We start from the raw sequence: 12,600 nt of genomic DNA on the forward strand, positions 1-12,600 counted from the left end.
GCCCTCCTTCTGCGTCATGGGAAATATGGCGGATAGTTTGGCAGGGTTTTTAAAGGAAATACTTTTATTTAGACAAGCTATCAGGAAAACCCTGAGATATAACCTGCACTTACATTTTTAGACAGGACTTTTAGCAGAATTATTAGGACAAGATTTAAATGTACCTCTTATTATACTTTTAGACGGAACTTTTAGGACAAAATTCAGATATACCTTTTCTTATACTTTTAGACAGGACTTTTAGCAAAATCTTCAGGACAAAATTCAGATATACCTTTTCTTATGCTTTTAGACGGGACTTTTAGCAAAATCTTTAGGATAAAATTCAGATATACCTTTTCTTATACTTTTAGACAAGGCTTTTAGCAAAATCTTCAGGACAAAATTCAGATGTGCATTTTCTTATACTTTTAGACGGGGCTTTTAGCAAAATCTTCAGGACAAAATTCAGATGTACTTCTTCTTGTACTTTTAGAGAATCTTTTTCGAAGAAATGACAAGGAATTATATTTAACTTGCGTTGTTATGCTTAGTAAAGCCTCCTTTTCTTCGCAAAAGCGTAACTAAGTAAGTTGTTTAGCCTTCGGTCGCATCCGGGGCTTTTTTGTTTCTAATGATTAATTTTAAACACAGCTTAATATGATGTGTTTTCAGAAAATACTTTGGGCTTTATTACCAGATGTAAGTGTTTAATCTTTCTTCGAGTTGTGCGAGTTCTGCGCGAATGTCAACAGTGATTTCTATGGAGTGACAGTATTCGTCATCGTCCAGGACATGCTTTAGTGCGGCTATTCCAAGTTTAAGGTCGTCTTTAAGTTCCTCGGTTGGCCATATGTAAATACGGCCGAATTGTACGAGGCAAAATGCGGCAGCCCTGAGTATTTCTGTATTGTCTTTATGTTCTTCTGACAGGGTTTTCCGGACGTGAGCTGCCAGACCTGTTTTTTTCATCATTACGCCGTACCAATCGGCGGCACGGTCATTATCCCATGGTTGATCTCCCCACATATGATTGATTGTTTAGTTGATTATTGGTAAAACAGTTGAGTTTGCAAATTGTTAGGGGATTTTAGGGTTTAGGTTCACGGTTAGGTATACTTTTTAGAAATTTTGTAACTTGCGGACATGGAAGATCACAATCCCTGGACTATTCTGGATAGCCAAAAGATTTATGAGAATAATTGGATTGGGGTCACGGAACATCAGGTTCTTAATCCTTCTGGTGGAAAGGGCATTTATGGGGAAGTCCATTTCAGGAATTATGCAATCGGTATTTTACCGCTGGATCAGGACATGAATACGTGGCTTGTGGGGCAGTACCGTTTTCCGATCAAGGCTTATAGCTGGGAGATTCCGGAAGGGGGTGGCCCACTGGGGTTAGCACCGCTGGATAGTGCCAAGCGTGAGTTACAGGAGGAAACGGGTTTGATTGCTACGGAATGGATGGAAGTGCAAAGGATGCATTTATCAAATTCGGTGAGCAATGAGCTGGCCATAATTTATATTGCAAGGGGCCTGACCATGGGGGAAGCCGAACCGGAAGAGACGGAGGAGCTTGTTTTACGAAAGTTACCGTTTGAGGAAGCTTATCAAATGGCTATGGATGGGAGAATTACTGATAGCATGAGCGTTGCAGCTTTGTTGAAAACCAAAATATTATTACTCGAAGGCAAACTATAGAATTATATGAACAAATTTCTGGGATATATACTGACTCCCGTATTTTACCTCTTCTTTTTCCTGACACTGATTGTTTTTCAGCCTATTCAATGGGTATGCTTCCGCCTTTTTGGTTATAAAGCGCATAAAGTGTCGGTTGATTACCTGAATTTTTTCCTTACTTATTGCCAGGTGTTTTTAGGCAATTCAATCACGTTTGTGAATCAACAGGATCTGCCAGCTGACAGACCAATTATTTTTGTGGCCAATCACCAGAGTATGTATGATATTCCCGGGATTATCTGGTTTTTGAAGAAGCACCATGTGAAGTTTATTTCCAAGATTGAACTGACTAAGGGCATTCCTTCGATTTCTTTTAATCTAAAGTACGGGGGTGGGGCAAATATTAATCGCAAGGATAGTAAACAGGCCGTTTCTGAGATCATTAAGCTCGGCAGAAGAATGAAGGAAAACAATTGGTCAGCAATGATCTTTGCGGAGGGTACAAGGGCTAAGGATGGCTTGATGAAGCCTTTTCATGTTGGGGGGATTGCCACTTTATTGAAGGCGGCTCCTGATTCGCTTATTGTGCCGATCGCAATTGAAAATTCATGGAAGATTGTACAGTATGGGGCTTTTCCGCTAAGTTGCGGAGAAAAGATCAGATGGACTGTTCTTCCACCTGTTCCAACTGAAGGACTAAACCCGGAAGAATTAACACTGGCAGCCGAACAGGCGATCAGAAAGTTTCTGAATCAATAATCCGGCTGTTAATCAATAATCTGAGGTGTCTCCTAGATATTTTTATTCTCTATTCGTTTAAAAAATTCATCACGATAGGTGTCTCCTATAGGGATAATCTTTCCGCAGATGGTTATCCGGCTGCGTTCTATGCTTTCAATCTTATCGAGCGCAATGATATAGGATTTATGTACCCTGATAAACTGATTGGATGGCAGGGTTTCTTCCATTTTCTTCATGTTCTGTAGGGTGATCACTCTTTCATTTTTTGTGAAAATAGAAATGTAGTCTTTCAATCCTTCGATGTAAAGGATATCGCTGAGCTCAATTTTCTGAATTTTATGCTCGGTCTTCACAAAGATAAAATCCTGAACGGGCTGAATTGCCGCTGCCACGGGAGCCGCCATCGGTGCTGGTGCGGGAACAGCTACTGTTTCAGCATTATTTTTGTGCTGGTTATGAACTTTTTCTACAGCTTTATAAAAACGATCAAAGGCAATAGGCTTCAGCAAATAGTCAGATACGTTTAAATCATAACTCTCGAGTGCATATTGCGAGTAAGCGGTTGTCAGGATGTATTTAGCTTTGTTGTTGGCAATTTTAAGAAATTGTATACCCGTCAGATCAGGCATCTGAATATCCAGAAATACCAGGTCTATTCCACCCGCCTGTACAAGCTGTAAAGCCTCAATGGCATTCTCAGTTCTTGTCACCAGCTCCAGAAAGGGCACTTTTGAGACGTAATCCTCAATGATATCAAGCGCTAAAGGCTCATCATCTACAGCTATACATTTTAGTGTCATTGTAATAATTTTATCTTTTTATATGTCAAGCATCAACTCACTGGTATAGTGGGTAGCCGAATTTACGATATTTAACTTATACCTTTCCGGATAAAGTAATTGTAAGCGGCGCTCCACATTATTCAGCCCCACTCCTCCTACTTCATCTTTATTGCCATTACTTTTCTTGTTCGTAATACTGAAGTGCAATATTTTCTGATTTGCAATGATATTAATACGGATAGGGTCTTTCGGATCGTTCGCCACCCCGTGTTTGAAAGCGTTTTCCACGAAGGAAATCAAGATTAAAGGAATAATCTGCTGATCATCGATTTCTCCATTCAGGGTCATCTCCACGGATGCACCATTTTTAAATCTTAGTTTCTGAAGCTCAATATAACTTTGTACATATTCAATCTCTTTACTCAAAGCTACCCAGCTGTCGTTACTTTCATAGATCATATAACGCATAATTTCCGCCAGCTTTAAAATAGCATCAGCCGTTTTATCAGATTTCTGATAGGCCAGTGAATAGATATTATTTAAAGAATTGAACAGGAAATGAGGATTAAGCTGCGACTTTAAGAATTGTAATTCCATGTCTTTCCGCTCTGTTTCCAGACTGCGCTGAATACGGATATTACTAAACCAGTCCAGCATAAACTTGATCAGACAACTGGAAATGATAAAGAATCCTGAGATAAATACCGAACTGATCATGTACAGGTTGAGGTCGGAGTGTGTGGTAACCCCGGTTTTACGATTCGTATGCTCCAGCATCACATCCCGGTAAAGTAAAGCAAGTCCCGTTTTTAAAAACATCATGACCACAATCAAGGCCACAATGGAAAGTACATAAATCCAGTACTTTTTGAGCAGCTGGGGGATAAGAAGCGTGTAGTTAATATAAAATATAGAAATATTGATAATGGAAAAATAGCATATACTCACCAGAATGTACTCCTTGGTCATCTGCTCTCTATTGAGAAATATAACCAAAGCCATAATCAGGCCTAGAAATAGCCAGTAAACAGAATGTACAATCAGTGCTCTTTTATCCTTCATCAGAATTTATTGTTTAAACAGAAGCCAGCTTTAGTGGCCGCTCAAAGTAATGAAAGTAACGTTTTTAAGCCATAGGTTTCGACGAACTGGCTTTTTTTTTCTACCAACGCCCGAAAATAGGATATTCCCGGCTTATTGGCAAAATAACCCGTTGATCTATAATTATATCCACTTGGTATAATACATTTTCACAAGATTAATTTTATAAGTCTATTTGTTTCATCAAAACGAAACAATTATGAAAACAGCATCTCTTCAATACACTGGCACTACTGTAAACAATAGCTTGTCTGTTTCATATCAATCAGAAATCAACACCTTAAATAATATAGTAAATAAAATAGCCTCTTATACCATGAAAAAGTTAACGAATGTCTCTCCTTTTATATTATTGTTGATTCCAGTTTTTGTCATGATGATTTTTGCCCTTACAGACCCTTCAAATATGACCAGGGGTAGTGAAATTACTGCTAAAGCTGCAAATGAAATTGCAAAAATTACAGCTTACCAGGGAAGATAATCCTGCCCTTTTCTCAAGAATTTAGTTTTTAGTTAATAGTTAAAAAAATGGTGATTGGATGGTCACTATTTTTTTTGCTTTTATTCTTTGAAACTAAAATATTAGTTCATACATTTATATAACTAATATTTTAGTTTCAACCTAACCAATAGAATATAAGCCATATGGAAATTAAAGATCTGACCAAAGCCGAAGAACAAATCATGCAGATTGTCTGGCAAATTGAGAAAGGGTTCGTCAAAGACGTGATGGATTTTCTACCAGAACCAAAACCAGCCTACAATACAGTATCTACTATTATCAGGATATTGGAAGTGAAAGGATTCATTGGACATGAAGCCTTTGGGAAATCACATCAGTATCACGCACTGGTATCGAAAGAAGATTATAAGCGCCACGCCACAGAGAAATTGCTCGGAGGTTACTTTGAAAACTCAGTAGAAAGCATGTTCTCCTTTTTTGTAAAGGAAGAAAAGATGGATGTAAGTGATGTGGATGAAATTCTTAAAATGATCAGCAAACTTAAAAACAAAACGAAATGACCTGGGCCCACTACCTCCTGCAAGTAAACATATACCTGGTTATATTTTACGCATTTTACAGCTTGCTACTGGCTAAAGAAACCTACTTTATACTCAACAGGATCTACCTGATTGGTTCGGGCACGCTTTCTCTGGTTATTCCATTTTTAAGACCAGAGTGGTTTGTCAGACAACCTGCCGCACAACAGCTTAAAATCAGCATAGAAGGACTCACGATGATGGCTCAGGGAAACGTATCAGCCGATCAGGGGCAACATTTCAACTTAATTGCTTTCCTGGTCTGGATTTACTTTACAGGTGTCCTGTTCTTCCTTTGCAAGTTTGGTTATCAACTGTTCGCAGTACAAAGACTCCTGAAAGGGAATTCAACAGGCATGGCCTTTTCATTCTTTAAACAAAAAGTGATAGACCCTGCACTTCCCGGACTAAACACCATTCAAAAACATGAAGAAATTCATATTCGCCAGCTCCATAGCTTCGATGTCTTATTGTTCGAACTTATAGGCGCATTGGTTTGGTTCAACCCTATTATTTATGCTTATAAAACCACAGTAAAACATATTCATGAATACCTGGCCGATGAAGAAGCCGCCCGTTTCCAAGGGGACAAAGAAAGCTATGCCCTGCTGATTTTAAGTCAGGCAATGGGAGTTGACCAGCACGTATTAACCAATAGTTTTTTCAATAAATCAATGCTTAAAAAACGAATTATTATGCTAAATAAACAACGCTCTACCAAAACAGCAATATTAAAATATGGTCTGTTTTTACCCCTGTTCGCGCTTACTTTATTATTCTCCTCAGCGGCGATCAGTAAAAATGAAGACCTGAAAATTGTTGCTGAAAAGATAGAAGCTCCGATTTCAACTCCAGAATCCATTATTACAGCCTTAACCCTCAGTAATACGAACAATATAGGCAAACAGCAAACCAACGAATGGACTTTACTTTACAGTTATTTAGCTAAAAGCATTAAATACCCTGCTATAGCTTATCAGCGCCAGCTGCAAGGGAATGTTCATATTAACTTTACACTACAAAATGGCGAGCTTAAAAACATCGGTGCAGGCACGCAGCTGGGCTCAGGATGTGACGCAGAAGTGATCAGGGTCATTTCAGCATTTGAGGGCTTTAAATCGATGGACAATGGCAAATATAGCCTTACGGTGGCCTTTCGTCTCCAAGGAGCAAATACACCTTTAGAGAACAAAGATACTAAGCCGCTGAAAGGATATACTGCTTTAAATTTAATCACAATCACCGGCGCATCTGCCAAAAATGAACAAACAGCCGAGGTTAAAGAAGAGCCTGTTTATGATTATGCCGCACTCACAACTCCACCATCTTTTCCAGGTGGAATGGCCAATTTTTATACGTTCATCGCCAAGAGTGTTAAGTATCCGGAAGAAGCGCTTAAGAACAATGTCCAGGGTAAGGTATTCCTTTCTTATATTGTAGAAATAGACGGACGGCTTACGGATATTAAAGTAATCCGGGCGCTGGGATCAGGATTGGATGAAGAAGCAGTCAGAGTGTTGAAATCATCACCTAAATGGGTTCCTGGCTATAATGGTAAAAATCCTGTACGCGTTCAATATAGTCTGCCGATCGGCTTTACCTTAAGTAATGAAAAAGTTAAAAAAGAAGAAGGACAAAAGCAAATTGGAAGTATTGATATTACTCCAAAGCCAATTTATGTGGTGGATGGCAAACGTTTGACCGACCAGGCAGAAATCAAAAATGTCAACCCTAATGACATTGAAAGCATGAATGTCCTAAAAGGCGAGGAAGCGCTGAAACAATATGGCGAGGCGGCAAAAAATGGAGTAGTTGTGATTACCACCAAAAAGAAAGGATAAAAAACAAGGATTTAACACAAAACCCCTGCCATCATAGCCGGGGTTCTGTGTTAAATCCTTGTCTCGTTGTCTAAATCTATTAAACTTCTTCCTCAGAAACAAATTTTGCGGAATAAAAGTCTCTGTTCATTCTCGCAATATTCTCTAAAGAAATTCCTTTAGGGCATTCAGCCTCACAAGCACCGGTATTGGTACAGTTACCAAATCCTTCAGCATCCATCTGTGCAACCATACTCTGTACACGACGGTAACGTTCTGGCTGACCCTGAGGCAATAACGCCAATTGTGAAATCTTAGCTGAAGTAAATAACATCGCAGATGCATTTTTACAAGTAGCTACACAAGCACCGCAACCAATACAAGCCGCAGCCTCGAAAGATAAATCTGCCTGGAACTTAGGGATCGGCAATGCATTCGCATCTTGCGCATTACCCGTATTTACTGAAATAAACCCTCCTGCTGCAATAATTCTATCGAATGCAGTACGATCTACCGTTAAATCTTTAATCACTGGAAAAGCCTTCGCTCTCCATGGTTCTACCACAATGGTATCGCCATCTTTGAAAGAACGCATGTGCAATTGACAGGTAGTAATACCTTCTTTTGGTCCATGTGGTCTTCCGTTAATATACATTGAACATGCACCGCAAATACCTTCTCTGCAATCATGGTCGAAAACTACCGGCTCTTCACCCTTATTAATTAGCTGCTCATTTAAAACGTCGAACATTTCTAAGAAAGACATATCAGGAGAAATTTCTGATATTTTGTAGTCTACCAAATTACCTTTGGCTTTGTTATTCTTCTGACGCCAGATTTTCAGCGTTAAATTCATATTTCCTGTACTCATGGTATTGAGATTTTAGTACTAGATTATTTATAACTTCTTTGTGCAATTTTGATGTTCTCGAATTTCAACTCCTCTTTATGAAGTTCAAACTTAACATCATCCTTGTATTCCCATGCAGATACGTAAGCATAGTTTTCATCATCCCTTAAAGCTTCACCTTCTTCAGTCTGATATTCTTCTCTGAAGTGACCTCCGCATGATTCATTTCTGTTCAATGCATCCATACACATCAGCTCACCTAACTCGATAAAGTCAGCTACACGGCCAGCTTTCTCTAATTCAGGATTGAATTCTTCTGCTATACCTGGAACACGTAAATCAGACCAGAAATCTTTACGCAATTGTTGTATTTCTAAAATCGCTTCAGAAAGTCCTTTTGCATTACGGGCCATTCCACATTTTTCCCACATGATCTTACCTAATTTCTTGTGGAAGAAGTCTACAGATTTTGTTCCTTTAATCGAGATGAATTTATCAAGGATAGCTTTAACACTAGCTTCTGCCTCCACAAATGCAGGGTGATCCAGAGGAATTGCTTTAGTAGCTAATTCTTTAGAAATATAAGAACCGATAGTATAAGGGATTACAAAGTAACCATCCGCAAGTCCCTGCATTAAAGCAGAAGCACCTAAACGGTTGGCACCATGGTCAGAGAAGTTAGCTTCACCTAAAGCATATAAACCCGGTACAGTAGTCATCAGGTTATAATCTACCCATAGCCCACCCATTGTATAGTGAACTGCAGGATAAATACGCATTGGTAAATCATAAGGATCTTCACCGGTAATTTGTTTGTACATGTCAAACAAGTTTCCGTATTTCTCTTTGATCACCTCACGGCCTAAGCGCATGCAAGTTTCTTTATCCGGATTGTGGATATTGTGTACTGAAGCTTCAATACGTCCGTAACGCTCTGTATTTGCTTTGAAATCCAGGTATACAGCCAGTTTAGAAACACCAACACCATAACCAGCGTCACAACGCTCTTTGGCAGCTCTTGAAGCCACGTCACGTGGAACAAGGTTACCGAAAGCAGGATAACGACGCTCTAAATAATAATCTCTTTCCTCTTCAGGAATATCTGTTGCTTTACGCTGATCGTCTTTTTTCTTAGGAACCCAGATACGTCCGTCATTACGCAATGACTCAGACATCAGGGTTAATTTCGATTGGTGATCTCCCGATACCGGGATACACGTAGGGTGGATCTGGGTAAAACAAGGATTACCAAAGAAAGCTCCTTTTTTGTGTGCTTTCCAGGCAGCAGTCACGTTACTTCCCATTGCATTGGTAGAAAGATAGAATACGTTTCCGTAACCACCAGTTCCTAATAATACCGCATGACCGAAGTGACGTTCCAGTTCACCTGTAATTAAGTTACGGGCAATAATACCACGTGCTTTACCTTCAATTTTAACAACTTCAAGCATTTCGTGACGGGTAAACATCTCGACTTTACCCATACCAATCTGACGCTCTAAAGCACTGTAAGCGCCTAATAGCAATTGCTGACCAGTTTGTCCGGCAGCATAAAAGGTACGCTGAACCTGGGTACCACCGAATGAACGGTTATCCAGTAATCCACCATACTCTCTCGCTAAAGGAACTCCCTGAGCCACACACTGGTCAATGATATTCGCACTTACTTCAGCTAAACGGTGAACGTTAGCTTCACGGGCGCGGTAATCACCACCTTTAATCGTATCGTAGAATAAACGGTAAACACTGTCACCATCATTCTGATAATTTTTTGCTGCATTGATACCGCCCTGAGCCGCAATAGAGTGCGCTCTTCTTGGTGAATCCTGGAAACAAAAACATTTAACTTTATATCCCATTTCGGCAAGGGTTGCTGCTGCCGAAGCGCCTGCAAGTCCTGAACCTACTACTACAATTTCTATACTTCTTTTATTCGCCGGATTAACCAGAGGCATTGAAGACCTCAGTTTAGTCCATTTCACGGTCAGTTCCCCTTCCGGTATATTTGCATTAAAATCTGCCATTTTATTTAGCGTTTTATACGTTCGAAATTTTATTTAATAAGTCCTGTATGCACTGCAATAGGCATAGCTGCAAAAAGTAAGGCAATGATAATCGAATACCATACACCGAATCCTTTGATAAGCGGACTATACTTCTTGTGGTTCCATCCTAAGGTCTGGAATGCAGAAGCAAAACCGTGTAATAAATGGTAAGCTAAGGATGCCATTGCAAGGACATATAAAACCACGATCCAAACATTTTGAAAAGTCTCTCTCATTACTGCGTACAAATCTTCATGTCCATTTGAATCTGTTGTTGGGATACCTGTAAAACGAGATACTACCCAGAAATTAGATAAATGCACAATCAGAAAGATTAACAATAATGTTCCTAATAATCCCATTGAGCGGGAGTACCATTTACTATTTGCATTTCCATCATTCACTGCATATTTTACCGGACGGGAAGCCTGATTCTGAAAAGTCAGACGAAGGCCCTGTACAATGTGTAAAAGCAAACCAACCATCAGTATAACTTCTGACCCTCTGATTAACCAGTTTGTAGCCATGAAGTGGGCACCAAGATTGAATGTTAATCCACCGTCATTCAGAAATATCAACGAATTGATAAAGCAATGCACAATTAGAAATAAAATAAGAAACAGGCCGGTGATACCCATTATTAGTTTTTTTCCTATAGACGAGGAAAAAGCGTTTCCGAAACTAGCCATTAGATTTATATTTTTGAGTTCTATTCCTGCAAAAGTATTTAATAAATGACTTAATTTATACAAGAATTCCAGTTAAAATCAATAAATAAACTATTTAGAAACGTTCTAAGTTTTATGGTTTTAGGGGGTTATTGTGCAAATTACACGAACAAGAGGGCATAAAAAAACGGGAAGCAATTGTGATTGCTCCCCGTCATTAAACCTTTAAAATCTGATACTTTAGTTAAAGCTGAAAGTGTAATTTCCGTTAGGTCCGATTCCCGCTACAGTAGTCTTTCCGTTTTTAGAAGTTGGCAAGGCAGCCTCCACATCTTTCGCGCTGTTTACTGGTTTACCATTGATACTGGTTACTAACAATCCTTTAGGGATATCCAGGTTATCAAATGCCTTACCTGGCTCAACAGCAGTCACTACAACTCCGTTTTTAGCACCAAACTTAGCTTTGATTGCTGGCGATGCCGGTGCAAATGAAGCACCCAGTTTACTCATCGTTGTCCCTGTAGTTTTTGCAGCAAGTACAGTTTTTGCTTTATTTAAGCTTTCATCACCTTTCAAAGTAACGTTTACATTCTGCTCTTTTCCATCTCTTGAAATCGTCAGCTGCACTTTATCACCAGGGCTCATACGACCAATTTTTTCCTGAAGATCCGGAGAAGCAAAAACCTCTCTGCCTTCTACTTTTTTGATGATATCCCCTTTTTTAATTCCTGCTGCTGCGCCACCACCATTTGGCATCACATCATTTACATACAGACCTGAGACATCACTGATCTTCAGGTTTTCTGCTGCATCAGCATTCAATTCCTGGAAAGTAACACCTACATAACCGCGTTTTACACTACCGTATTTTTTAAAATCTTCTAAGATCTTTTTAGCAAGGTTTACAGGAATAGCAAATCCATATCCTTCATTCGTACCTGTCTGAGAAGCGATCGCCGCATTTATTCCAATCAGCTCACCGTTTGCATTTACTAACGCACCCCCACTGTTTCCAGGATTAATAGCTGCATCAGTTTGAATGTACGATTCAATTGCACTGTTTGTTCTTGCAGGTGCTTTACCAGTACGCTGGTATTCTTCATATTCTTCTTCAGTAGGCTGCTGATCTCTGTTTAAAATACCGATTGCGCGGGATTTAGCACTGACAATACCAGCAGTTACTGTAGTTTGCAGATCTAATGGGAAGCCCACAGCCAATACCCATTCTCCTACCTGAACATTATCAGAGTTACCCATTTTTACTACTGGTAAGTCCGAAGCATCTACTTTGATTAAAGCAAGATCCGTATTCGGGTCTCTGCCAATCACCTTAGCTTCTACTTTGCGGCGGTCTGAAAGAACGACCTGAATCTTGTCTGCGTTATCTACCACGTGATTGTTCGTTACGATATAACCATCAGGCGTTAAGATCACACCCGAACCCGAAGCTGCCCTTGGTGCACGTGATCTTCTGCCACCACGGCCACCGAAGAATTCTTCCATCATATCCATCGGAGAGCCTGAGCCTCCTCCGTCTGAACCTTCTGCTTTAAAAGTTGTTCTGATATGTACTACTGCCGGGGAAACCGCAGCTGCAGCCTGAACGAAGTCAACTGCCCCCGTTGAAGAAATTTTTGATGGGTTACTTGCAAAAAGAACATTTTGCTTTTCAGTTAGTGTCATTCCGTTTGAACTGCGTTCAAACATTTTATAACCGCCAATTGCTACTGCACCTCCAATGAATGCAGCTAAAACTATTAATGCTATTTTTTTCATCAGTTTGTTAATTTATGTATTTAATGGTATCGAAGCTTGCATGGGCCTAACTTTATTCAGTAATTTGAGCATTCAAACTCATGCAGGTTTCATTTGTGTGTGTGTTTCTTTGTT

The 12,600-nt window shown here is 39.6% G+C and carries 12 protein-coding genes; 5 read left to right on the top strand and 7 right to left on the bottom strand.

Features of this window, described 5'->3' with window-relative positions; genetic code table 11:
- Positions 1–672: 672 nt before the first annotated feature.
- The gene (locus HDE70_RS22665; RefSeq protein WP_183891918.1) at positions 673–1,008 is read right to left on the bottom strand and encodes a hypothetical protein; all 336 of its coding nucleotides are present in this window, start codon (positions 1,006–1,008) and stop codon (positions 673–675) included.
- 117 nt (positions 1,009–1,125) lie between these two features.
- On the opposite strand from HDE70_RS22665, the gene HDE70_RS22670 reads away from it, so the two are divergent.
- Positions 1,126–1,680: an NUDIX domain-containing protein gene (locus HDE70_RS22670; protein ID WP_183866205.1), complete on the top strand. Its 555-nt coding sequence runs from the start codon at positions 1,126–1,128 to the stop codon at positions 1,678–1,680.
- A 6-nt stretch (positions 1,681–1,686) separates the two neighbouring features.
- Positions 1,687–2,421, top strand: coding sequence for a lysophospholipid acyltransferase family protein (locus HDE70_RS22675; protein WP_183891919.1), 735 nt, complete (start codon positions 1,687–1,689; stop codon positions 2,419–2,421).
- Between the two features lie 32 nt (positions 2,422–2,453).
- Here the strand turns inward: HDE70_RS22675 and HDE70_RS22680 are convergent, their stop codons facing one another.
- Together HDE70_RS22680 and HDE70_RS22685 are read right to left on the bottom strand one after the other, a co-directional pair.
- Entirely contained in the window at positions 2,454–3,203 is a 750-nt protein-coding gene (locus tag HDE70_RS22680) for a LytR/AlgR family response regulator transcription factor (RefSeq protein WP_183891920.1), read from the bottom strand.
- Positions 3,204–3,221: 18 nt separating this feature from the next.
- On the bottom strand, positions 3,222–4,247 hold the full coding sequence (locus HDE70_RS22685) for a sensor histidine kinase (protein ID WP_183866208.1): 1,026 nt from the start codon (positions 4,245–4,247) through the stop codon (positions 3,222–3,224).
- 238 nt (positions 4,248–4,485) lie between these two features.
- Here HDE70_RS22685 and HDE70_RS22690 point away from each other — a divergent pair, with 238 nt between their 5' ends.
- From HDE70_RS22690 to HDE70_RS22700, 3 genes are all read left to right on the top strand, one after another.
- Positions 4,486–4,767: a hypothetical protein gene (locus HDE70_RS22690; protein ID WP_183891921.1), complete on the top strand. Its 282-nt coding sequence runs from the start codon at positions 4,486–4,488 to the stop codon at positions 4,765–4,767.
- Between the two features lie 164 nt (positions 4,768–4,931).
- The gene (locus HDE70_RS22695) at positions 4,932–5,309 is read left to right on the top strand and encodes a BlaI/MecI/CopY family transcriptional regulator (RefSeq protein ID WP_183866210.1); all 378 of its coding nucleotides are present in this window, start codon (positions 4,932–4,934) and stop codon (positions 5,307–5,309) included.
- Positions 5,306–7,168 carry a M56 family metallopeptidase gene (locus tag HDE70_RS22700; RefSeq protein WP_183891922.1) on the top strand — a complete coding sequence of 621 codons (1,863 nt, stop codon included), beginning with the start codon at positions 5,306–5,308 and terminating at the stop codon, positions 7,166–7,168. Before HDE70_RS22695 ends, HDE70_RS22700 begins: the two co-directional genes overlap by 4 nt.
- A 79-nt stretch (positions 7,169–7,247) precedes the next feature.
- Here HDE70_RS22700 and HDE70_RS22705 read toward each other — a convergent pair whose 3' ends face one another.
- The 4 genes from HDE70_RS22705 to HDE70_RS22720 form a co-directional block, all read right to left on the bottom strand.
- On the bottom strand, positions 7,248–8,018 hold the full coding sequence (locus tag HDE70_RS22705; RefSeq protein WP_111635398.1) for a succinate dehydrogenase/fumarate reductase iron-sulfur subunit: 771 nt from the start codon (positions 8,016–8,018) through the stop codon (positions 7,248–7,250).
- A 23-nt stretch (positions 8,019–8,041) separates the two neighbouring features.
- Entirely contained in the window at positions 8,042–10,021 is a 1,980-nt protein-coding gene (locus tag HDE70_RS22710) for a fumarate reductase/succinate dehydrogenase flavoprotein subunit (protein ID WP_183866212.1), read from the bottom strand.
- A gap of 29 nt (positions 10,022–10,050) precedes the next feature.
- Positions 10,051–10,731: a succinate dehydrogenase cytochrome b subunit gene (locus HDE70_RS22715; protein WP_183866213.1), complete on the bottom strand. Its 681-nt coding sequence runs from the start codon at positions 10,729–10,731 to the stop codon at positions 10,051–10,053.
- Between the two features lie 219 nt (positions 10,732–10,950).
- Positions 10,951–12,486, bottom strand: coding sequence for a Do family serine endopeptidase (locus HDE70_RS22720; protein ID WP_183866214.1), 1,536 nt, complete (start codon positions 12,484–12,486; stop codon positions 10,951–10,953).
- Between the last annotated feature and the right edge of the window lie 114 nt (positions 12,487–12,600).

It is taken from the genome of Pedobacter cryoconitis (genome assembly GCF_014200595.1).
GTDB classification, from domain to species: Bacteria; Bacteroidota; Bacteroidia; order Sphingobacteriales; family Sphingobacteriaceae; genus Pedobacter; species Pedobacter cryoconitis_C.

What these genes read in the sequence shown, in the direction of transcription:
- HDE70_RS22665 (WP_183891918.1), bottom strand. Translation starts at nt 1,008, where the DNA reads ATGTGGGGAGATCAACCATGGGATAATGACCGTGCCGCCGATTGGTAC.
- HDE70_RS22670 (WP_183866205.1), top strand. Translation starts at nt 1,126, where the DNA reads ATGGAAGATCACAATCCCTGGACTATTCTGGATAGCCAAAAGATTTAT.
- HDE70_RS22675 (WP_183891919.1), top strand. Translation starts at nt 1,687, where the DNA reads ATGAACAAATTTCTGGGATATATACTGACTCCCGTATTTTACCTCTTC.
- HDE70_RS22680 (WP_183891920.1), bottom strand. Translation starts at nt 3,203, where the DNA reads ATGACACTAAAATGTATAGCTGTAGATGATGAGCCTTTAGCGCTTGAT.
- HDE70_RS22685 (WP_183866208.1), bottom strand. Translation starts at nt 4,247, where the DNA reads ATGAAGGATAAAAGAGCACTGATTGTACATTCTGTTTACTGGCTATTT.
- HDE70_RS22690 (WP_183891921.1), top strand. Translation starts at nt 4,486, where the DNA reads ATGAAAACAGCATCTCTTCAATACACTGGCACTACTGTAAACAATAGC.
- HDE70_RS22695 (WP_183866210.1), top strand. Translation starts at nt 4,932, where the DNA reads ATGGAAATTAAAGATCTGACCAAAGCCGAAGAACAAATCATGCAGATT.
- HDE70_RS22700 (WP_183891922.1), top strand. Translation starts at nt 5,306, where the DNA reads ATGACCTGGGCCCACTACCTCCTGCAAGTAAACATATACCTGGTTATA.
- HDE70_RS22705 (WP_111635398.1), bottom strand. Translation starts at nt 8,018, where the DNA reads ATGAGTACAGGAAATATGAATTTAACGCTGAAAATCTGGCGTCAGAAG.
- HDE70_RS22710 (WP_183866212.1), bottom strand. Translation starts at nt 10,021, where the DNA reads ATGGCAGATTTTAATGCAAATATACCGGAAGGGGAACTGACCGTGAAA.
- HDE70_RS22715 (WP_183866213.1), bottom strand. Translation starts at nt 10,731, where the DNA reads ATGGCTAGTTTCGGAAACGCTTTTTCCTCGTCTATAGGAAAAAAACTA.
- HDE70_RS22720 (WP_183866214.1), bottom strand. Translation starts at nt 12,486, where the DNA reads ATGAAAAAAATAGCATTAATAGTTTTAGCTGCATTCATTGGAGGTGCA.